Here is a 21,470-nt window from a genome sequence, read left to right on the forward strand (position 1 = left end):
TCTGAAACATCGGCTCCTGAGCGCTCGGGCCCGGGCCACCAGGCTTGCGTTCCTGCGCGCATTCTGATCAGCGCAGGCGGCACGCCGCACGAGAGCGCCGTGCCGCCCGGCCGGGGTGCTACCTCTTCACGTTGACCGTGATCGGGGCGCTGGACGTCGTCCCTGCGGCATTGATGAACTCCACACGGTACGTGTGCTTTCCCAGTGCCGCCCCACTGACCGCGGTCGTCGCCGACTGCGGGCCTGGCGTCGCCGCGACGAGGCTGCCCTCGGCGATCACCGTCTCTCCCTCGTAGAACCGGTACGACGTCGCGTTCGTGCCCCACCACATGTTCGCGGTGAGCGTGAAGCGGCCGTCGCCGTCGGTGTTGTCGTGGGAGAGCACCGGCTTGCCGGGGGTCGCCTGGGTGACCTTGACCGTCACCGAGGTCGTCGAGGTGACGCCCTTCGTGTTCACCAGCTCACCGGTGTAGACGTAGACGCCGTTCGGCTTCCCGGTGATCGGCACCTTCGCCTGCTGCGCGGCGGTGCCGCCGTAGGCGAGCGGCAGCGTCGCGACCAGGTCTCCGTTCTCGAACAGCCGGAAGGACGAGGCGTTCTGTCCGCGGTGCAGATTCATCGTGACGTTGTAGTCGCCGTCCGCAAGTCCGGTGTCCCAGCCGTTGTCACGCGACAGGGCGCCCCGGGCGGGTGCGGCGGTGGCCCCGTCGGGGATCGTCACCGGCACCGACCAGTCCGATCGCTCGCTTTCGCCGGCGGTGTTCACTGAGGTCGCGGTGAATCGCACGGTCGATCCCGGCGCAAGGCCCGCGACGGTGTGGGCAGTCGTCGCCGACGTGGCGATCGGCGCCTCCACGCCGTCCTGGTACAGGCGATACTCCGTGACGGGCGCGCCGCCGTCGTCGGTCGGGGCCGTCCACGAGACCTCGACTGCGCCGCCGACGGTGGTGGCGATGACGGATGTCGGCGCCCCTGGGGCCACAGCAGGCTCAGGCTCCTGCCACATGGCGGGCATCATCGGCGTGACGGTGATCCGCTCGATGGTCGCTTCGCCTCCCTCGGACCACCCCGTGATGGCGTCGGCACCCGCGTCGGGGAACACCTGGTCGGTGATCGTCAGCAGCCCGCCGGCGGCGAACAGCTCCACCGAGGCGCGGTCGAGGTAGACCTCGAAGGCGACGGTGCCGTCGGCGGCGGGCGCCAGCGGCGCGTCCTCGATCGAGGCGAACGCCGGATGGAACGCGGTGTTCCCCGAGTCGCGTCGGTCGACGAAGACGCGTCCGGCCTCGGCGTCGTACCCGATGCGCGTCCCGGAGTCCCCGTCGCCGAAGACGCGGACCCCGGCCTGCTCCGCGTCGCCGGGACGGAGCACGACCTCCAGCTTGACGACGTCGCCCGACAGGTCCAGATCGGTGGAACCATCCACGGCGATCGCGGTGCGCGTCTGGGCCTGAGCGGTGTCGAGCTGGTCGCCGATCTGCGGCACCACGCGCTGCGACAGGCGCGGGCCGGCCGGTGTCGAGACGAGCGTGACCTCACGCGGCAGGGCCATGGAGCTGCGCCACGTCGAGGTCGGGATGTCGTTGGCGTAGTCCCAGTTGTTCATCCAGCCCTGCATGATCCGCGATCCGGACGGCGTTCCGAAGTACGACACGGCCGCGTAGTAGTCGCGGCCCCAGTCGAGCCAGTCGTAGCTCTCCAGGCGCGTCGGGGCCGCGGCATCCGCGAACATCACCTGATCGACCAGGACGTGCCCCCAGCCGAAGCGGTTGTTGTCGATGACACGGATCGAGGCTTCCCGCCCTTCGAACTCGCGCACATTCCAGCTCGCCCAGTCGAGGGTCTCGCTGTCGGCGCCGGTCGCGGTGCGCACGATCTCGCCGTCGACGACGAGATTGACGGATGTCTCGTCCGAACGCGGCTTCGCGGGCGTATCGCCGACCACCACATGGTCGAACGTCAGGTGGCCCCAGCCGCCGGTGGCTTCGTCTCGGATGCGCAGCTGAGCGTTCTGCCCGCGGTACTCCGCGACATCCCACGAACGCCAGTTCAGCTGCCCCGCCTCCGGGCCGGTCTGCGTGCGCACCACGGCACCGTCGACCACGAGCTCGGCCTGGAGCGAGCCGTCGGCGCGCTTGCCGCCGCCGATGAGGAACGAGACGTGGTCGCCGTCGAGCGCGAAGGCCGGCGAGGTGTACGTGCCGACGTTGTCGTCGCCGCGCGGACCGCCCTCCCACGTGTTCAGGCGCTTCGCGCCGAGGTAGTAGTCACCGCCGGCGGTCGACGGGTTGCGCCACGGTTCGGTCGCGAAGTCCCCGGTGATCTCCCAGCCGGCGTCCGAAAGGACCTGTCCGTCGGGCAGCTCGAAGTCGAACACAGTGGTGCCGGCGGGCGGATCGTTGGTCAGCTGCGCGCCGGAGACATGCGGATGCCGCCCCCCGCCGACGAGGAAATTGATGTAGTCGCTCCCCACGGTGAACGTGGGCGACTCCAACGCGCCCACAGGCCAGTCGCCGTCGTTGAACCCGTTGACGAGTCCTGCGCCGATATATCCGGCCACCGGGTTCTGGCCCGGCAGCGTACCGGTCGCCGGCGCGGGCCCCCACGGCCCTTCCTTCCAGTTGCCGGGCTCGTTGGCGACCGTCCAGCCGCTGTACGTGCCGCCGTCGAAGCCGGCGAACACCTCGCCTGCAGGCAGGGCCTGCGGGCCCTCCGTGGTCTCACTGGTAAAGGTGACGCCGTCGAAGTCGCCGACGAAGTACTGGCCCCCGCTGCCGCCGGCGACCGCGCCGGGGTTGAGGTTGACCACCATCACCCACCGGGTGTCGTCAGGATCGCCGTCGACGGGCAGCTCGAACAGGTCGGGGCACTCCCAGATGCCGCCGGTCGAGTTCGCGGGGCCGAAGTCGGAGAGGTGCTCCCAGGTCTTCAGATCCTGGCTCTTGTACAGCACCACCTTGCGGTCGAGCGCTTCGACGGCGGTCATCACCCAGTAGCTGCCGGCCGGGCCGTCGTACCAGAAGACCTTCGGGTCGCGGAAGTTCGCCGAGCCACGGTCGACGACGGGGTTGCCGGCGTACTTCGTCCAGGTGTATCCGCCGTCCGTGCTGTAGGCCAGCGACTGTGCCTGCCCGCCCGCGCGAGTCGGGTGAGCCGGCTCGTACGCGCTGGTGTAGATGGCCACGAGGGGAGCTCGCGTCCCGTCGCCGAAGCCGGAGGTGTTGTCTTCGTCGACGACCACGGAGCCGGAGAAGATGCTCTCGATGGGGCGGCCGCCGTCGTCGAACGTCTGGGGAATGGCGAGGGGCTGCTCCTCCCAGTGGAGCAGATCGTCCGAGGTGGCGTGGCCCCAGCTCATGTTGCCCCATCGGGTGCCCTGCGGGTTGTGCTGGAAATACAGGTGGTAGGTGCCGTCGACGTACACCATGCCGTTTGGATCGTTCATCCAGTTCTGCTCGGGCGTGAAGTGGACAGCGGGCCGGTAGGGCTCATCCCCGAGCGCGATCTCCTCCGCGCCGGCGGGGGGCAGCGCCCCCAGCCCCGCCGCGATCATCCCCGCTGCCAGTCCCGCCGCCGCGACGGCGCGCGGCCGCGGAGCCCTCGGGGTCCGCGTCGCGCCAGGCAATGACATCCATCGTGCTCGCACCATCAGTAGTTCGCCCTCCTTGGCGATCATCGGGGTCTTCCGACCCGTCTGACATCGATGTCAGACCGTCAGGGCGAGATGTTATGGCTTGTCCGCTGGACAAAGCAACGACGTGATCCGTCACGTCGCCGGCGTCGGGACCGCGCTGCCTACGCGCTCGCCGTGGCGGGCAACTGCGACGGCGGCGGGATCTCTCCGCTTCCACGGGGAACGAAGCTTGTCGGCACCACGTGGTGGAGTGCTGGAGAGGTGTCTCCTTCCAGCCGCTCGAAGATGCGCGCCACGGCGATACGCCCGATCTCCTGCGGGTCCTGCGCGATCACGGTGATGCCGGGGTCGAGGAGGTCGGCCAGCGGGACATCGTCGAAGCCGACCAGCGCAACCGAGTGCTCGGCTCCCGCTTCGCGCAGCGCATGTATCGCGCCGATGGTGATGAGGTTCTGGGCGCTGAACACGGCGGTCGGCGGCTGGTCCGACTCGAGGAGCGCCTTGAGTGCTCGGTGCGCGGCGTCCGCATCCCGCAGTCCGGCGATGACCGGGGTCTGCGCGGTGGGGATCCCGGCCTCCCTCGTGGCGTCCAGAAATCCCCCCTCACGCTCGGCCGCCGTGGGAATCTCGCGGCGATCGGCGAGCAGGGCGATTCGGCGGTGGCCGTGGGAGATGAGCCATTCGGTCCCCGCTCGGGCCGCGGCTCGATTGTCGCTGGTGACGGAGTCCGCCTCCGTGCCTCTGGGCTCGCGGTCGACATAGACGACAGGGATGCCGCGATCCTGCAGATGCGCGACATAGTTCTGACGGCGCCCCGCCGTGGTCAGGATCAGGCCGTCCACCCGGCGCTGCAGGAACGCGGTCACCGCACGCTCCTCCCGGTCGGCGTCGTCGTCGAGGCTGGAAGCGAAGACGGCCACCCCACGCTCTGTCGCGGCATCCTCTACGGCGCGGTGGATCGCGCCGGCGAACGGGTTGTCGACGCTGCTGATGAGCAGACCGAGGGTCCGCGTGCGCCCGTCCGTGCGTCGGAGGCTGCCTGCCTGGAGGTCGACGTGGTAGTCCAGTGCGCGGACCGCGTCCCACACGCGCTGCGCCGTCCCGGGCGCGACATTCGGTTCGTCGTTCACCACCCTCGAGACCGTCTTGGTGCCGACGCCTGCCAGCGCGGCGACCTGCTTCATCGTGGCGCGCGGCTTCTGCCCACGGGCCGGGTTGGCGATTGACATCGGTGTCACAGTCCCATCACAAAATTGGAGTTTCGAGTTGACCCTAGCCGAATGCTGCGATACAAACGCTTCTGACATCGTTGTCAGTCTGGCAACGTCGGCCGAGAGGAACTCAATGAAGAACCACATGCACAAGGGACGCACCGCTCTGTTCGCAGCGTTCGCGATGTCAGCCGCCGCTGCGCTGACGCTCACCGGCTGTGCCGGCACGAGCGGCGCAACTCCGACCGAGGGCGGCTCCGAGGAGATCGGTGTCTCTCTCATCGTCAAGACGAACTCGAACCCGTTCTTCATCGCGATGCAGGACGGCGCGAAGGCCGCAGCGGAGGAGAACGGCGTCAACCTCACCCTTGCCGCGGGCAAGGAGGACGGTGACGAAGACACCCAGATCCAGGCGATCGAGGCCGCCATCTCGAAGGGTGACGCCGGCATCCTGATCACCCCCAACGGTCCCGCCGTCCTGGATGCGGTCGAGAAGGCGCGCGACGCCGGCCTCTTCGTGATCGCGCTGGACACGGTGCCAGACCCCGCGGACGCCGTGGACATCACGTTCGCGACCGACAACTTCCTGGCGGGCCAGTACATCGGTCAGTGGACGGCAGCCACGCTCGCCGGCGGGGAAGCGGTGATCGGCCTCATCGACCTGTTCGACGACAAGGCCGTGACTGTCGACTACAACCGCGACCAGGGCTTCCTCGACGGCATGGGCATCGAGCTGAATGACGACAAGGTGAACGGCGACGAGGAGCCGACCGGCACGTACACCGGCGGCGACGGCGGCGACTACACGATCGTCGGCAACGAGGCGTCGCAGGGCGCCGAGGACGGCGGTCGCACGGCGATGGAGAACCTCCTCGCCAAGAACCCCGACATCAACGTCGTCTACACGATCAACGAGCCCGCCGCCTACGGCGCTTACCAGGCGCTCGAGGCAGCCGGCAAGAGCAAGGACGACGTGCTCATCGTCTCGGTCGACGGCGGATGCGCCGGCGTCGGCCAGGTCGCCGACGGCATCATCGACGCGACGAGCCAGCAGTACCCGGTGAAGATGGCCGAGCTCGGCGTCGAGGCGATCGTCAAGCTCGTCGAGACCGGCGAAGCCCCGGAGACCAGCGACGGTCTCGACTTCTTCAACACCGGCGTGGCGCTCGTCACCGACCAGCCCGCCGAGGGCGTCGAGTCGATCGACACCACCGAGGCCGCAGAGATCTGCTGGGGCACCAAGTAATCCGATCCATGACGGATGCTGCGACCGTCACGCCTGCGGCGGTCGCAGCATCCTTTCCACCCCACGGAAGTGACACTGTGACTCAGCCAGCTCCACCCACCTCCACCCTCGACCTCGCTGCCGAATTCCTCGACCGGCGTACCCCGCTCGACCGGGTCCGCGGCGTGCTGCACAAGTACCCGGCCATCAGCCCGGCGATCGTGCTCGTGCTCGCCATCATCGTCTTCGGCAGCCTCAACCCGCGGTTCTTCGCGCCGGCGAACCTCTCGCTCGTCCTCGACCAGGTCTCCGTCGTCGGCACGGTGGCCATCGCGCAGACGCTCATCATCCTCACCGCGGGAATCGACCTCTCGGTCGGCGCCGCCATGATCCTCGCCTCGATGGTGATGGCGCAGACCGCGTTCCACAACGGATTCCCCGCGCCCCTCGCCTTGCTCGCCGGGCTGGTGGCGGCTCTCGCCACCGGTGCGCTGAACGGTTTCCTCGTCACGCGGGTGAAGCTCCCACCCTTCATCGCGACGCTCGGCACCTTGAACGTGTTCATCGCCCTGACCCTCCTCTACAGCGGCGGGCAGACCGTGCGCAAAGCCGAGATGCCCGCACTGCTCACGTGGACGGCGACTCCCATCCCGATCGGCGATGTACGGCTGACCGTCGGCGTGCTCATCATGCTCGCGCTCTACGTCCTCGTCGCGTACGTGCTGGGACGCACGGCGTGGGGCCGTCACGTCTACGCCGTCGGTGACGATGCTGAGTCCGCGCGCCTCGCCGGCATCTCGACGAGCCGCGTGCTGATGGGCGTCTACATCGCCGCGGGCGCCGTCCTCGCCGTCGCGGCGTGGATCCAGATCGGCCGCTCGGGCGCTGCGAGCCCCAATGCGGGCGCGGACCTCAACCTCGACTCGATCACCGCCGTCGTGATCGGCGGGACGTCCCTGTTCGGCGGCCGCGGCGTCATCTGGGGCACCCTGCTCGGCGCGATCATCGTCGGCGTCTTCCGCAACGGCCTCTTCCTCGCCGGTGTCGACGGCCTCTATCAGACCCTCGCGATCGGCATCCTCGTCATCGTGGCCGTCGCGGTCGATCAGTGGATCAGAAAGGTACGCAAGTGAGCCTCATCGAAGATGCCGTGGAGCCCACCCCGACGCCCCAGGGCGTCCCGGTGCTCGAGGCGAAGCGCCTCGTCAAGACCTTCGGCCGAGTCGTCGGCCTCGACGGCGTGAGCCTGCAGCTGTTCCCCGGTGAGGTCCTCGCCGTCATCGGCGACAACGGCGCCGGAAAGTCGACGCTCATCAAGTGCCTCACCGGCGCCTATGTGCCCGACGAGGGCGAGCTGCGGCTCGACGGCGAGCTGGTGCACTTCAAGCGCCCGCAGGACGCCCGTGCCGCGGGCATCGAGACCGTCTATCAGAACCTCGCTGTTTCACCGGCTCTCGACGTGGCTGCCAATCTGTTCCTCGGGCGGGAGCGGCGCAAGCCAGGACTGGCCGGAACGGTCTTCCGTGCGCTCGACAAGTCCGGCATGCGCAAGGAAGCACGCGAGCAGGTGCAGAAGCTCGGGATCTCGACCCTTCAGGACGTGACCGTCGCGGTCGAGAACCTGTCGGGAGGACAGCGCCAAGCCGTGGCGGTCGCACGCGCCGCGGCGTTCGGCTCGAAGGTCGTCATCCTCGACGAGCCGACCGCGGCGCTCGGCGTACGCGAGTCCAACCAGGTCCTGGAGCTGATCGAGCGACTGCGCGAACACAACGTGCCGGTCATTCTGATCTCGCACAACATGCCGCACGTCTTCCAGGTCGCCGACCGGATCCACGTGCAGCGACTCGGCAAGCGCGCTGCGACGATCACTCCGCAGTCGCATTCGATGACGGATGCCGTCGCCATCATGACCGGAGCCGCACAGGCCTGAGACCTCGCTCGGCCGGGGAGCATCCCGGCCCCCGGCCGAGCAGAGCAGAAGGGAAAGACGAGACATGGAGCAGATCGTGCTCTACGCCGAGTTCACGGCACGACCGGGCGCCCGCGCCGAGGTCGAGGGACTGATTCGCGGATATGCGGAGGCTGTCCGCCAGGAGCCCGGGAACGTCGTGTTCGACGTCTACAGACGCGCTGAGGGGGAAGACCGGTTCGTCGTCTTCGAGGTGTACCGCGATCAGACGGCGTTCGATGCCCACATCGGCGCCGACAAAGGGGCGGCCTTCAACGACGTGCTCGCCCCTCTCATCGTCGGGGGCGCGAGCGAGCTCAGCTTCCTTCACCCGCTCGAGGCGCGGCTTTGATCGACGCGACGACCACCGACATCGATGTGCTGGTGATCGGCGAGGCCCTGGTCGACATCACGACCACCGGAACAGAGGTGGTCGAGATGCCGGGCGGCGGTCCCGCGAACGTGGCGCTCGGCCTCGGCCGTCAGGGCATCGCGGTGGCCCTGCTCACCCGGCTGGGCCCCGATGCGCGGGGGAGCGCGATCACCCGGCACCTCGAGCGGTCCGGCGTGTGGGTGCTGGCCGAGTCGTTCGGCGCAGGCCCGACGTCCACGGCCCACGCCCACATCCTCGACGACGGCTCGGCGCGCTACGAGTTCAGCCTCGACTGGACCGCGTCGCGAGAGCGCCTCCCGGTGAGACCGCGCACCATTCACGCGGGATCCGTCGCCGCCTTCCTCCCGCCCGGCGACGAGGTCGTCCTGGAGCAGATCGACCGGCTCGCCCCCGAGATCGTGACGTTCGATCCGAATATCCGCCCGGCTCTGGTCGGCGATCTCGATCGAGCGCGAGTGAGGTTCGAGGAGTTCGCACGACGATCCACCGTGCTGAAGCTCTCGGACGAAGACGCCGGCTTCCTGTACCCGGGACTCGACGAAGCCGGCGTACTGTCGACGATCGGAGGCCTCGGCCCGCGGCTGGTCGCCATCACGCGCGGGGCGCGAGGCGCTGTCCTCGCCGCAGAGGGACGGGTCGTGGAGGTACCTGGTCGCCGCGTCGTCGTCGCTGACACGATCGGTGCCGGCGATACCTTCATGGCATCCCTCGTCGCTGACTACCCGGCGCTGCACGACGATGACCTCACGGAGCAGGCGCTGCGGGAGCTGGCGGTGCGAGCCGTGGACGCCGCCGCGATCACCGTCAGTCGGCCGGGCGCCGACCTCCCTTGGGCCGCAGAGCTCTCTGTGGCTTCCTGATCCCCGCGGCGGGCCTCGAGAGAGCGCCCGGATATCGGATGAGCGCCCCCGCGACGTCGAGCGGGGGCGCTCATCGCGTTCGGGCACAGCGTGGTCACATCACTGATTAACCGCTTGACCATCGGTCATAACGCCGGATATGCTTTGCGTAACCGATTAACCAAAGTAGGTGACGATGAGCCAGCGAGGGTTCTACCAGCCGCAAGGCGCGTGGGTCGGGGATGTCATCCCCTGGGAGGAAGAGGGGGTGTTCCACCTCTTCTACCTGTACGAGTCGCGGCGCACACCGAAAGAGGGCATGCCGTGGCATCGGGTGGTGACCGACGACCTGACCGAGTTCCGGGATGACCAGGTGGCTCTGCCCTCGGGTGGGCACGGGGCATCCGACTTCAACGTCTACACCGGAAGCATCGTGCTCGGCGAAGACGGGACGCACCACGTCTTCTACACGGGACAGAACCCCGACGTGCGGGGTGATGACGGGCGGCCCCTGCAACTGGTGATGCACGCGACCAGCACAGACGGGATGTGCTCCTGGCAGAGGCATCCGGGCGACACGTTCGGCGCGAGCGCCGGCTACGAGACGGGGGACTGGCGGGACCCGTTCGTGTTTTGGGACGAGAACGCGAGGGTCTGGCGCATGCTGATCACCGCGCGTCACGCCACCGGACCCTCGCGCCGTCGCGGTGTCATCGCGCAATGCACATCCCACGACCTCTCGACCTGGGAACCGGCCGAGCCGTTCTGGAACCCGAGAAGGTACCTCGCTCACGAATGCCCCGAGGTGTTCCAGTGGGGCGACTGGTGGTACCTCGTGTACTCGGAGTTCAGCGACGCCTTCACCACCCGCTACCGGATGGCGCGCAGCCTGGACGGGCCCTGGCTGGTACCCGAGCACGACACGATCGACGGCCGCGCGTACTACGCGGCGAAATCCGCGGCCCGCGGCGACCGGCGCTTCTTCTTCGGGTGGATCGCCTCCCGCGAAGGCGGCGCCGACGACGGTGAATGGCAATGGGCGGGGACGATGTCCGTGCTCGAGGCCGAGCAGCGTCGGGACGGCACCCTCGTGTTCCATCCTCCCACCGAGTTGAGGGAGACCTTCTCGGAGCCGGGGCAAGGCATCCCGACAGGCACCGTGCTGGCCGCCCCCGACGGCTACGTCGACGCGCTGACGGCCGTCGATGCCCCGTCCGCGTTCCGCCTGCGCGCCCGCTTCGACATCGACGACGCCACGACCGAGTGCGGAGTGCTGCTGCGCGCCGGCGTCGACGGCGACGAGGGGTACGCGCTCCGCCTCGAGCCTTCGCGCGGGCGCCTCGTCTTCGATCGTTGGCCCCGGCGAGCGACCGGAACGGAGCAGTGGCAGATCTCAGGCGACGTCCCGTTCGCGATCGAACTGGAACGCCCGTGCCACCTCCCGGCAGGTGAGCACGTCCTGGACGTCATCGTCGACGGCGACCTCTGCGTGGCGACGCTGGACGATGCGACGGTGCTGAGCACCCGCCTCTACGACCGTCGGACCGGTCGACTGGGCGCGTTCGTCGGCGAAGGCACTGCCACCCTCCTCGAATTCTCCGTGTTCTCGCGCGCCGAGACAGACACGGATGAACACCTCCACGCGGACGCGCTCGCCGTCACGCGCTGACACCCCGACGTCCGCACCATCCCTTGCAGTACCCGATCAAAGGAGATTCCCACGATGGCAACCATCACGCGCGGGGCGGCGATGATCGCCGCGGCCGCGGCAACCGCCCTCATCCTCACCAGCTGCGCCGGAACCTCCGGCGCTTCCGACCCCACCGACGTCGACCCGGACGGCGAGGTCGTGCCCCGGGAGATCTCGTGGCTGCTGTCTCGGCCGGCCGACGGCGGCGTCATCACGGCGATGGAGCAGATCGCCGACGAATACGCCGAAGACCACCCGGGTTTCGGGCTCAACCTCATCACGACGCCCGATCGGCCCTCGTATGTCCAGAAGTACGAGACTCTCGCGGCTGCCAACAAACTGCCGGAACTGTTCGACACCGACGCCACGCCGTTCGCACACAAGCTCGCCGAGCAGGGGCGGATGGTGGACGTGGACGCCCTCCTGGAGGATCTCGGCCTGGCCGACGACTACCGTGAGGCGGCGCTGAACTACCAGCGCTTCGACGACGGCTCGCTGTACATGGTGCCGTTCGAGTTCCAGCTCGAGTACTTCTGGTACAACGCCGAGCTGCTGGATCAGGCCGGGGTCTCGGTGCCCGCCACGCTCGACGACTTCCCGGCGATGTGCGAAGCGCTCCGCGCGAAGGGCGTCACCCCGATCGCTCTGGACGGGCAGGACCAGTGGCCGCTCGAGCGGTACATGGCCTACTACCCGTTCCGCCTCGCCGGACCCGAGTACGTCCAGCAGCTCAAGACGGGGGACGCCTCGTTCGCCGACCCGGCCGGTCGCGCCGCCGCCGAGTGGCTCTACTCGCTCGGCCAGGCCGGCTGCTTCCAGGAGGGCTTCTCGTCGACGGGGTACGCCGACGCGCAGGCGCTGTTCACGTCCGGGAAGGCGGCGGTGTACAACATCGGCACGTGGGAGCTGAGCAACCTGGCGACGGACTCGCTGGACGCGGGCGTACGCGACACGGTCGACTACTTCACCCTTCCGACCATCGAGGGCGCCGTGACCGACGACAACGAGTATGTGACGCCCTCGGGCATCGGCATGGCGGTGAACACGAAGACGTACGACCCGCTGGTACGCGACTTCCTCGCCTTCGCCCTCGAGCGGTACCCCGAGGTGTACGCGGCCACCGGTGCCCTGTCTCCGACCACGACCGCAGCGACGACCGTCCCCGACGATGCGACGCCGTTGTACACCCGTGCGATCGAGCAGGCCGACAGCGTCGGCCCGCGCATCGCGATGCCGTGGGACACCCAGCTGGACCCGGCGACGAACACCCGCCTGCAGCAGGAGCTGACGCTGCTTGTGCAGGGGGACATCACGCCGGACGAGTTCATCGAGACGATGGACGCGACTCTGGCGGAGAACGCCGATGGCTGAATCCATCGCGCTAGGGACGGCCGCGTCGCAGTCGCGGCCGTCCCGGAGGCGGTCGCGCCCGCTCTCGGTTTCCATGCTGCCGAGGCGATCGACGCTGTCCGTGCTCGTGTTCCTCGTTCCACCGCTGCTGCTCTACGGCGTCGCGGTGCTGCTTCCGATCATCCAGTCGCTGTTCCTCAGTGTGTTCCGCTGGGACGGCATCACCGACATGGTCTTCGTGGGCGTCGACAACTACGTCAAGATGTTCAGTCGCGACGACGTCTTCTGGACGGCGTTCGGCAACGCCCTCGGCTACCTCGCGATCTGCCTCATCCTCCAGCTGGGCGGCGCGCTCATCGTCGCAAGCCTCCTCACGGCGCTGCCGCGCGCTCGTGAACTGGTGAAGACGATGTATCTCCTGCCGGCGATCATCTCGACCGTCGCGATCGCCTTCCTCTTCCAGCGGATCTACTCGCTCGAACCCGTGGGCCTGCTCAATCAGGTGCTGGCCTGGGTCGGACTGGAGAGCCTCCAGACCGCATGGCTGTCGAACGTGCAGACCGTGCTGGCTGCGGTGTCCATTCCCGAGGGATGGCGGTTCACCGGCCTCTACATGCTGATCATCTACGCGGCGCTGATCGCCGTCCCGCGCGAGCTGGAGGAGGCGGCGCGACTGGACGGCGCCTCCTGGTGGCAGGTGTTCTGGCGGATCCGCTTCCCGTACATCCGCCCGGTGTGGATCACCACGACGATCATGGCCACCACCTTCGCGCTGCGCGGCTTCGACATCCCCTACCTGCTGACCAACGGAGGACCCGGTCAGGCATCCGAGCTGCTCACGACCTACATGTACAAGACCGCGTTCGTGCACACCGACTACGGATACGCCAGCGCGATCTCGGTGTTCATCGTGGTCGAATGCCTGGTCGCCGTCGGCATCATCTTCCTGCTCCTTCGCCGAAGGGACGACTCATGACCGCTTCCACGCTCCACGCGCCCGCCCCGCCGGCGCCGCCCAGGCCGACCCCGGCGCCGATTCGGCGTCGACCCTCGCGGTCGCCGCGACTGCGACTGCAGCGGACGCTGCTCACCGTGACCATCGTGCTCATCGTCATCGTGCAGGTCTATCCGCTCCTCTGGCTGTTCGTGACCAGCTTCCGGACGGCGGCCGACTTCGCCGCGGGGAACCCGTTCGCCCTCCCGCAGTCGTTCACCCTCGACAACTACGCCCGTGCGTTCGGCACGGGCAACCTGTGGATGAACATCCTCAACAGCCTGATCGTCACGCTGGGCGCCAGCGCCCTCATCGTCATCGCAGGAATGATGGCGGCATATGCGCTGGAGGTGCTGGGCTTCCGCTTGAGCAACTCGGTGAGGGCGCTGCTGCTGCTGGGGATCATCGTGCCGGTGCAGATCGCCCTGGTGCCGCTGTTCATCGACTACTCGCAGGTCGGCCTGCTCGACACCCACATGTCGATGATCATCCCGCTCGCCGCGTTCTCGCTCCCGATGGCGGTGTACCTGTTCTCATCGTTCTACAAGTACATTCCGCGAGAGACGTATGAGGCGGCATCCCTCGACGGCGCCGGTCCCTACCGGATCTTCGCCCGCATCACCTTGCCGCTGTCGGTGAACACCATCGTCACCGTGGTGCTCGTGAACAGCATCTTCATCTGGAACGATTTCATCTTCGCGAACACCTTCGTGCTCTCGGATGGATTGAAGACGATCCCACTGGGTCTGCAAAACTACATCGGAGCGATGGGGAACACCGACTGGACTGCGACGTTCGCTGCGGTCTGCGTCACCGTGACTCCGTTGCTGCTCGTGTTCCTGGTCTTGAACAAGGCGATGATCTACGGACTCGAGAGCGGAGCGACGAAGGGGTGAGGATGCCCGACCACGGCAGGACTGGGTCCGCGGTGACGATGCGCGATGTCGCCAAGGTGGCCGGCGTCTCGGTGGCCACCGTGTCCCACGTCGTCAACGACAAACCCGGGGCGCGGATCGGCGACGACGCCCGTCGGCGTGTCCAAGAGGCCGTGGCCGCGCTCGGCTACCGGCCGAACGCGTTGGCGAAAACGCTCTCTCAGGGCACCTCCCGCTTCATCGGACTCGTGTCGGACGCGATCGCGACCACACCGTTCGCCGGTCAGATCATCCACGGTGCCCAGAACGAGGCGTGGCGGCATGGTTACGTGCTCCTCGTCGCGGACACGGACGGGAACCGTGCCGCCGAGGACGAAGCGATCGCCATGATGCTCGAGCACCAGGTCCACGGCGTGCTCTACTCCAGCTGGTACCACCACGAGATCACCGTGCCCCCGGCGCTGCAGCAGACCGACACCGTGCTCGTCGACTGCTTCGCGACGGGCAGCGACCTTCCCGCGGTGGTTCCCGACGAGGAACAGGGCGGACGCGTCGCCACCGAGGAACTGATCGCAGCCGGTCACCGCCGCATCGCATTCATCAACACCACGACCCCTTCACCCGCCCAGACCGGCCGGCTTGCCGGGTACCGTGCGGCGTTGGAGGCAGCTGGGCTGCCGTATGACCCCGAGTTGACGCTCTTCGCCGCTCCTGAACAGGAGGGCGGGTACGCGGCGACCGGGTCGGTCGTCGCCGCACAGGTCACGGCGGTGTTCTGCCACAACGACCGGGTCGCCATGGGTCTGTACGACGGCCTCCGGGAGCGCGGGCTCCGGATCCCGGATGACATCGCCATCATGGGATTCGACAACCAGGACGTGATCGCCGCACACCTCCGCCCCCCGCTGTCGACGGTGGCGCTGCCGCACTACGAGCTCGGTGCAACAGCAGTGCGCGTCCTCCTCGGACTCGAGAAGGCGGACGGGGCGGGACCCTACCTCGTGACCTGCCCGCCGGTGCTGCGCCAGTCCGTCTGAAGCTCGGCGGCACGCGCCGAGCGATGCGGGCGCACGCACACGGGGGATCGAGCGGCACCGGTCGCCGTAGCCGTGGAGTCCGACCGTCAGCAGGACGATGACGTCACGTGAATTGTTCCTGGTGGAAACGGCTCCGAAACAGGGGATGGCCACCATGGAGACATGGAACCCCTGTCAGACAGCTGGACAGCGCCGCCCGCCGGAGGCCGCGTCGGTGCGGTGGACTACGTGCTGCGCGACCTCAGTGAGGCCATCGCCGCGGGCATCGCGCGCGTGGGGGATCGGCTGCCGTCCGAACAGGCGCTCGCTGCGCGGTACGGGGTCTCGCGGGCGGTCGTCCGTGAGGTGCTTCGCATCCTGGAGACGCGCGGGCTGACGGTGACGAGAACCGGGCGTGGCACCTTCGTCACCGCCACGGAACCGGCCGGCGATATGCGATTCGGCAGCTACTCGGCCGGGCACCTCATGGAGGCGCGGCCTCACATCGAGGTCGCTGCTGCGGCGCTTGCTGCGGTGCGGCGCAGCGAGGACCAGGTCACGGCGTTGCAGGAGCTGCAGGAGCAGATGGAGGCGGAAAAGGACCCCCAGAGGTGGGTCGATCTCGACGCTCGGCTTCATGCGGCGATCGCATCAGCGTCAGGGAACCCGGTGTTCGCCGACGTCCTGGAGAGCATCCGGTTGGCCCTCACGCAGCAGTCCAGTGTCATCAACCTCACGCCCGGTCGACGTCGCCACAGCGACGCCGAGCACCGGGCGATCATCGCCGCGATCGCGCGCGGATCGGTGGAAGAGGCAGAGGACAGCATGGGCTACCACCTCGACCAGGTGAAGGAGGTCCTGCTCAGCATCACGATGCTCGACGAGCGGCGCTGAAGGAGTCGCCCTTTGCCGAGTGGTCCCCTCGTGCACCACCCTCCGAAAGGCAAGTGTCATGACCGACAATCACCCCGTCGCCAAGATGGATCCCGAGGACGCCCTCGAAAACGATCGCGAACTCACCGGTGACCGCGCTGAAGCCGTCCAGGACTTCTCCAGTGAGGACGCCGGCTACCACAAGGCCCTGCGGCCCCGCCAGATCCAGATGATCGCGATCGGCGGCGCCATCGGCACCGGCCTGTTCATGGGCGCCGGCGGTCGCCTCGCGTCCAGCGGCCCGGCCCTGATCCTGGTCTACGCCGTCTGCGGCTTCTTCGCCTTCCTCATCCTCCGCGCCCTCGGCGAGCTGGTTCTGCATCGCCCGTCGTCCGGGTCGTTCGTCTCATACGCGCGGGAGTTCTACGGGGAGAAGCTCGCGTTCGGTGCGGGCTGGATGTACTTCCTGAACTGGGCGATGACCTCGATCGTCGACGTCACCGCCGCGGCTCTGTACGTGAACTTCTGGGCCCAGTACTGGGAACCGCTGCAGCAGATCCCGCAATGGGTGATCGCGCTGGTCGCGCTGGTCGTGGTGCTGTCCCTGAACCTCGTGAGCGTCAAGCTGTTCGGCGAGATGGAGTTCTGGTTCGCGCTCATCAAGGTCGCCGCGCTCGTGATCTTCCTCATCGTGGGCACGTGCTTCATCGTCTTCAACGGGGCGACCGATGTCGGCCCGACCGGCTTCACCGTGATCGCCGAGAACGGCGGCATGTTCCCGATGGGATTCATCGCACCCCTCCTTGCGATCTCGGGGGTGGTGTTCGCCTATGCGGGCATCGAGCTGGTCGGGACCGCGGCCGGAGAGACGGCGAATCCCGCGAAGGTGATGCCGAAGGCGATCAACACCGTCGTGCTGCGGATCGCGATCTTCTACGTCGGATCGATCCTGCTGCTGTCGCTGCTGCTGCCGTTCGACGTGTACCAGGCGGGCCAGTCCCCGTTCGTGACGTTCTTCTCCCACATCGGGTCTCCCGAAGCCGGAGCCATCGCGGGATCGGTGATGAACTTCGTCGTCCTCACCGCCGCGCTGTCGAGCCTGAACGCGGGCCTGTACTCCACCGGCCGCATCCTGCGGTCCATGTCGGTCAACGGCTCCGCGCCGGCGTTCACCGCCGCCATGAGTAAGAACGGCGTCCCTTACGGAGGCATCCTGCTCACCGCGGTGATCACGCTCGCCGGCGTCGGCATCAACGCGCTGTGGCCGTCGCAGGCGTTCGAGATCGTCCTGGAGATCTCCGCGCTCGGGATCATCGGCGGCTGGGCGACAATCATCCTCTGCCAGCTGAAGCTGCAGCGGTGGGCGAAGCAGAGGAAGGTCGTCCGTCCCGCGTTCCGGCTCTTCGGGGCGCCGTTCACCTCCTACCTGACGCTTGCGTTCCTCGCGTTCGTGCTCGTCACCATGGCGTTCTCGGAAACGGGGCGCTGGGTGCTCGCGTCCCTGGTCGTGCTGATCCCCGCCCTTATCGTCGGGTGGTTCGCCGCACGCGGCAAGATCCAGGCCGCCGCCCGCGCGCGCGAGGGCTACACCGGCACCCACCCCGTCATCGCCACGCGACCCGCCGAGGATGCGCTGCGACGCCGCCATTGAGCAGCCGAAGGAGGACGGATGCTGCGGCCCGCGGCATCCGTCCCCCATCGCTTTCTGCAACCCGCCCCCATCAGCCGTTCGCTCGACCGGTGTCTGCGGGCTGGTGAACCCGATCCAGATACCCGCGCGAACTCGCGTAATAGATCCCCTGGCGCGGTGTCTCTTCAGTGGGGGAGCGCCGGAGCCCCGGTCCGGCACCCCGGCCGTGGGTCCCGAGCTCGCGGCTACCGGGGGTGCCGGCATTCTCGCGTCGGCCCCCCCGGTCAATCCCGGAGGCGACCCCATCGGCGTGCACCGGCATGCCGGGCGATTTCCCGCCGAACAGGTGACACGGGGCGCCCGCGTTCCTACAGTTGAGTCACGATGCCGAGGCTGGGGGAGTCCGGCGTCCACGACGCATGCGGTGGAAGAGGAGTTGCCGTGGTCCAGGACGTGCCATCGACCGAGGATCCCGAGCCGGCGCCTGCGAGCGCACACGCTGCACCGCCGGTGACCCGCGGCACCCTCGTGTGGTTCGGTCTCGGCTTCGTGCTCCTGTCGTTCTTCGCCGCCTTCCTCGGATCGTGGCTCGCGCGGTCGGTCGACACCGCCACGCCTGCTCCCGCGCCCGAGCCCTCGGCGTCGGCCACGGCGTCGCCGGAGTATGAGGACGTGCTCGCCGAGATCCTGCCAGCCGGGTCGGCGGTGCGCGCCGGGTCCGGAGCGCCCGAGGAGGGCAAGGGCTACGAGGGGGACGTCTACATCGACATCCTCAACGCCGATGTGTACCTCCTCCAGGACGGCGCGTGGACGGTGGTGGGCAACATCCGCGAGGCGGCGGCGGAGAACCTCACGGGGGAGCAGGGTCCGGCGGGCGCACAGGGTTCCCAGGGCGAGCAGGGAGCGCAGGGTGAGCCCGGCGCGCAGGGCCCGAGCGGCGCGCCGGGTGCGCCGGGGACGCAGGTGGTGCTCGGCACGTCCGCGCCCGACGACGACACCTGCACCGCTGACGGTGACGTGTTCATCGACACGGCGGCCGTCGAGTTCTACGAGTGCAGCGACGGCGCGTGGGTGCTGTTCGGCCCGGCAGAGCCCGAGCCGACCCCGGTCGTCGGCGGGTAGGCGCCGGGTGCGTCAGCGGCGCGTCGACGCCGTCACGGTGAACTTGGCGTTGCGTGCGATCTGCCGCGTGGGGCCGACCGTGCGCTCGAGCGCCGGACGATAGCGCAGTCCGGAGTTCCACACCGCCCGCAGTTCGCCGCCGGGGCGCAGCACGCGGGCAGCCTCCGCGAACATCCGCGGAGCGATGGCGTCGTGCACCGCGGACCCCGAGTGGAACGGCGGGTTCAGCGCGATGAAGGTCGCGCTCGCGTCCGGCTGCGCGCCGAGCATGTCGTCGCGGACGACCTGGATGCGGTCGGCGACGCCGTTCGCCTCAGCGGTCGCCTGCGCGGACGCGACCGCGGCCGCGGACTGGTCGCACGCGAGCACGCGGAGAGACGGATGCCGCAGCGCCAGCGCCGCCGCGACCACCCCGGTCCCGCACGCGAAGTCGATGGCCGCGTCGTCGGCGAGCGAGGGCAGGTGCTCCAGCAGGAACCTCGTCCCGATGTCGATCGACGCCCCGGCGAACGCCCCGCCGTAAGCGCAGACGACGATCCCGTCGTGTGTCGCCCGGCTCGGGACCGGGTCACGGCCGTCGTGGGGCTCGCGGGCGATGAGCACGCGGGACTTCTGGCGGGCGTGGGTGACGTCGAGGCGGGCGAACTGCTCGCGCAGCACGTCGTTCATGGCGAGCGTCATGTGCTTCACACGGCCACCGGCGAACACGACGACATCGGGCGCGGCGTACGCGGCGATCAGCCCCGCGATGTCGCGCAGCGCGTCGAGCGACCTCGGCAGCCGCAGCAGCACGACGCGTGCGCCGCGCAGCAGCTCGGGCGCCAGCGGCAGCGACGCGAACGCGTCGCCGAGCCCGAAGCGCTCCGAGTTCGCCGCGAGAGCGCGTTCGCCGGTGAGCGGGTCCTGATGGACACGGATGCCGCGACCGCCGTCCGCGGCCGCGCTCAGCGTCAGCGCGCCGTAGCCGTCGCCGATCACCACCAGCCCGCCGTCGGTCGCCGTCGACCGAGCGGTCGCGGATTCGTCGAGGAGCAGCCGGTCCGCAGCATCCGCCGCCACGAGGTCGGAAGCCTCCACATCGGGCCACCGGCGGAGGCCGTCGAACGAGAAGGTCACCGTCCCACGGTAGCCGGGCGGGTGGCGTCCGCTTCCCGGAACAGCGGGCGAATGCGTGCCGTCCTGCGGCAGCGGGACTAGCATTCAACGGTGCCAGACCGTGCGTTCAGTCCCGTCATCTCGCTGCTGACCGTGGCTGCCGTCTGGGACGCGCACCTCGGCGCGCAGCTGCGCGACCTCGGACTCACGACCCGGAAGTACGGACTCCTCGCCCACATCGACGCGACGCCCGGCATCTCGTTCAGCGAGCTCGCGCGCCGCTCGCAGATCACCGTACAGTCTGCGCACACCGCGGTGCAGACCCTCGTCGCCGACGGGCTCGTCGCGGACGCCACGAGGCACGCGGGCGCGGCCTCCGATCTGCGGGTCACCGAGCGGGGGAGCGAGGTGCTGCAGGCGGCCGAGCAGCGGCTGGCGGCGCTCGACGCGGGACTGGCCGCGGGGGCGCCGGAACTAGCCAGCGCGCTGGAGGGTCTGCATGAGCAGCCGTTCGGGCTGGCCCCCGAGTAGACCGTGAGCGCGGGGCCGGCGAACCTTCAGAAAGCCTGAAGCAGTTTCAGTTACGCTGAAGGTGTGTTCCGCAACCCCCACACCCTGTTCCGCGCGCTCGCGATCCTCGAGGCGATCTCGTGGACCCTACTCATCGCCGGCCTCATCCTCCGCGCCGCCACCGACTGGGCGCTCGGCGTCACGATCGGCGGCGGCATCCACGGCTTCATCTTCCTGTCATACGGCGCGACCGTGGTCCTCGTCGCCCTCAACAACCGCTGGCGTGTCGGGCCGACGGTGCTCGCGCTCGTGAGCGCCGTCATCCCGTACGCCACGATCCCCGCAGAGGTGTGGCTCCAGCGCAGCGGTCGGCTCGCCGGCGCGTGGCGGCTCGAAGCCACCGAGGACCCGCGCGACGGCACGTGGTACGACCGGCTCATGCGCTGGTTCCTGCGGCGGCCCTGGGTGCTCGGCGCGCTGATCGCCCTCGCCGTCGTGCTCCTTTTCGTCGTGCTGCTCATCCTCGGTCCGCCCGGCGGGCGGGACTGACCGCCCGCGCCCTCGGCCGCCCCCCTCTCGAGGGGGGGCGGCCGGGTCGCATCAGGGTCGTCGACGGCGGATGCGAGGGTCAGCGCCAGGCGGGCAGCTGTTGCAGCGTCCAGGTGTTGCCGTCGGGGTCGTCGAACTGCACGAACCGGCCCCAGTCCTGCTCGTCGACGCCGCGCCCCTCGACGCCGTTGGCGCGCAGGTGTGACAGGGCCTCGTCGGCGTCGGGCACCACGACCTGGATGGTGTTCTGCTGTCCGGGTGCGAGGGTGTTGCCGAGCCCGGTCCCGAAGGCGATGGAGCAGGCTGAACCGGGCGGAGTCATCTGCACGAAGCGGAGCCCCTCGACAGGCGTCTGGTCGTGGTCGGCATGGAAGCCGATCCGCTCGTAGAACTCCTTCGCCCGGTCGACGTCGGACACCGGCACGTGGATGAGCTCGATCTTCCAGTCCATGGTTCTCCCTCTTCTTCGATGTGGATCCCCCACGCTCACGCTACGCCCCGGGTCGGACACCCGC

The 21,470-nt window shown here is 68.8% G+C and carries 19 protein-coding genes; 15 read left to right on the plus strand and 4 right to left on the minus strand.

The window, feature by feature from the left end; translation table 11 throughout:
• Positions 1-118: 118 nt before the first annotated feature.
• On the minus strand, positions 119-3,553 hold the full coding sequence (locus MRBLWH7_RS00270) for a GH32 C-terminal domain-containing protein (protein ID WP_342002173.1): 3,435 nt from the start codon (positions 3,551-3,553) through the stop codon (positions 119-121).
• A gap of 242 nt (positions 3,554-3,795) precedes the next feature.
• Complete coding sequence (locus MRBLWH7_RS00275) at positions 3,796-4,992, minus strand: LacI family DNA-binding transcriptional regulator (protein WP_341998039.1); 1,197 nt, start codon at positions 4,990-4,992, stop codon at positions 3,796-3,798.
• Between MRBLWH7_RS00275 and MRBLWH7_RS00280 the strand changes: the two genes are divergently transcribed.
• From MRBLWH7_RS00280 to MRBLWH7_RS00340, 13 genes are all read left to right on the plus strand, one after another.
• On the plus strand, positions 4,991-6,091 hold the full coding sequence (locus tag MRBLWH7_RS00280) for a substrate-binding domain-containing protein (protein WP_342002174.1): 1,101 nt from the start codon (positions 4,991-4,993) through the stop codon (positions 6,089-6,091). The two genes, MRBLWH7_RS00275 and MRBLWH7_RS00280, sit on opposite strands and share 2 nt — an antisense overlap.
• Before the next feature lie 77 nt (positions 6,092-6,168).
• Positions 6,169-7,203: an ABC transporter permease gene (locus tag MRBLWH7_RS00285; RefSeq protein WP_341998041.1), complete on the plus strand. Its 1,035-nt coding sequence runs from the start codon at positions 6,169-6,171 to the stop codon at positions 7,201-7,203.
• Positions 7,200-8,000 (plus strand): ATP-binding cassette domain-containing protein, encoded by an 801-nt coding sequence (locus tag MRBLWH7_RS00290; protein WP_341998043.1) that lies wholly within the window; start codon positions 7,200-7,202, stop codon positions 7,998-8,000. Before MRBLWH7_RS00285 ends, MRBLWH7_RS00290 begins: the two co-directional genes overlap by 4 nt.
• Before the next feature lie 64 nt (positions 8,001-8,064).
• On the plus strand, positions 8,065-8,370 hold the full coding sequence (locus MRBLWH7_RS00295) for a putative quinol monooxygenase (protein WP_341998045.1): 306 nt from the start codon (positions 8,065-8,067) through the stop codon (positions 8,368-8,370).
• A complete protein-coding gene (locus tag MRBLWH7_RS00300; protein WP_341998047.1) occupies positions 8,367-9,272 on the plus strand; it encodes a carbohydrate kinase in 906 nt (301 codons plus the stop codon). The genes MRBLWH7_RS00295 and MRBLWH7_RS00300 overlap by 4 nt, the downstream gene beginning before the upstream one ends.
• 175 nt (positions 9,273-9,447) lie before the next feature.
• Positions 9,448-10,920: a glycoside hydrolase family 32 protein gene (locus MRBLWH7_RS00305; protein ID WP_341998049.1), complete on the plus strand. Its 1,473-nt coding sequence runs from the start codon at positions 9,448-9,450 to the stop codon at positions 10,918-10,920.
• A 54-nt stretch (positions 10,921-10,974) separates the two neighbouring features.
• Positions 10,975-12,312, plus strand: coding sequence for an extracellular solute-binding protein (locus MRBLWH7_RS00310; RefSeq protein WP_341998051.1), 1,338 nt, complete (start codon positions 10,975-10,977; stop codon positions 12,310-12,312).
• Between the two features lie 73 nt (positions 12,313-12,385).
• The gene (locus MRBLWH7_RS00315; protein ID WP_341998053.1) at positions 12,386-13,267 is read left to right on the plus strand and encodes a sugar ABC transporter permease; all 882 of its coding nucleotides are present in this window, start codon (positions 12,386-12,388) and stop codon (positions 13,265-13,267) included.
• Entirely contained in the window at positions 13,264-14,181 is a 918-nt protein-coding gene (locus MRBLWH7_RS00320) for a carbohydrate ABC transporter permease (RefSeq protein ID WP_341998055.1), read from the plus strand. The genes MRBLWH7_RS00315 and MRBLWH7_RS00320 overlap by 4 nt, the downstream gene beginning before the upstream one ends.
• Positions 14,182-14,183: 2 nt before the next feature.
• Positions 14,184-15,197: a LacI family DNA-binding transcriptional regulator gene (locus MRBLWH7_RS00325; protein WP_341998057.1), complete on the plus strand. Its 1,014-nt coding sequence runs from the start codon at positions 14,184-14,186 to the stop codon at positions 15,195-15,197.
• 162 nt (positions 15,198-15,359) lie between these two features.
• A complete protein-coding gene (locus tag MRBLWH7_RS00330; protein WP_341998059.1) occupies positions 15,360-16,070 on the plus strand; it encodes a FadR/GntR family transcriptional regulator in 711 nt (236 codons plus the stop codon).
• Between the two features lie 58 nt (positions 16,071-16,128).
• Positions 16,129-17,700: an amino acid permease gene (locus MRBLWH7_RS00335; RefSeq protein ID WP_341998061.1), complete on the plus strand. Its 1,572-nt coding sequence runs from the start codon at positions 16,129-16,131 to the stop codon at positions 17,698-17,700.
• A gap of 420 nt (positions 17,701-18,120) precedes the next feature.
• Positions 18,121-18,801: a hypothetical protein gene (locus MRBLWH7_RS00340; protein WP_341998063.1), complete on the plus strand. Its 681-nt coding sequence runs from the start codon at positions 18,121-18,123 to the stop codon at positions 18,799-18,801.
• 12 nt (positions 18,802-18,813) lie between these two features.
• Here the strand turns inward: MRBLWH7_RS00340 and MRBLWH7_RS00345 are convergent, their stop codons facing one another.
• Complete coding sequence (locus MRBLWH7_RS00345; protein ID WP_341998065.1) at positions 18,814-19,917, minus strand: methyltransferase; 1,104 nt, start codon at positions 19,915-19,917, stop codon at positions 18,814-18,816.
• Positions 19,918-20,007: 90 nt separating this feature from the next.
• On the opposite strand from MRBLWH7_RS00345, the gene MRBLWH7_RS00350 reads away from it, so the two are divergent.
• Together MRBLWH7_RS00350 and MRBLWH7_RS00355 are read left to right on the plus strand one after the other, a co-directional pair.
• On the plus strand, positions 20,008-20,427 hold the full coding sequence (locus tag MRBLWH7_RS00350) for a helix-turn-helix domain-containing protein (RefSeq protein ID WP_341998067.1): 420 nt from the start codon (positions 20,008-20,010) through the stop codon (positions 20,425-20,427).
• A gap of 63 nt (positions 20,428-20,490) precedes the next feature.
• Positions 20,491-20,955 carry a DUF3817 domain-containing protein gene (locus MRBLWH7_RS00355; protein ID WP_341998069.1) on the plus strand — a complete coding sequence of 155 codons (465 nt, stop codon included), beginning with the start codon at positions 20,491-20,493 and terminating at the stop codon, positions 20,953-20,955.
• A gap of 79 nt (positions 20,956-21,034) precedes the next feature.
• Here MRBLWH7_RS00355 and MRBLWH7_RS00360 read toward each other — a convergent pair whose 3' ends face one another.
• Positions 21,035-21,406, minus strand: coding sequence for a GNAT family N-acetyltransferase (locus MRBLWH7_RS00360; RefSeq protein ID WP_341998071.1), 372 nt, complete (start codon positions 21,404-21,406; stop codon positions 21,035-21,037).
• Positions 21,407-21,470: the final 64 nt, after the last annotated feature.

It is taken from the genome of Microbacterium sp. LWH7-1.2 (genome assembly GCF_038397755.1).
In the GTDB taxonomy this organism is placed as follows: Bacteria; Actinomycetota; Actinomycetes; order Actinomycetales; family Microbacteriaceae; genus Microbacterium.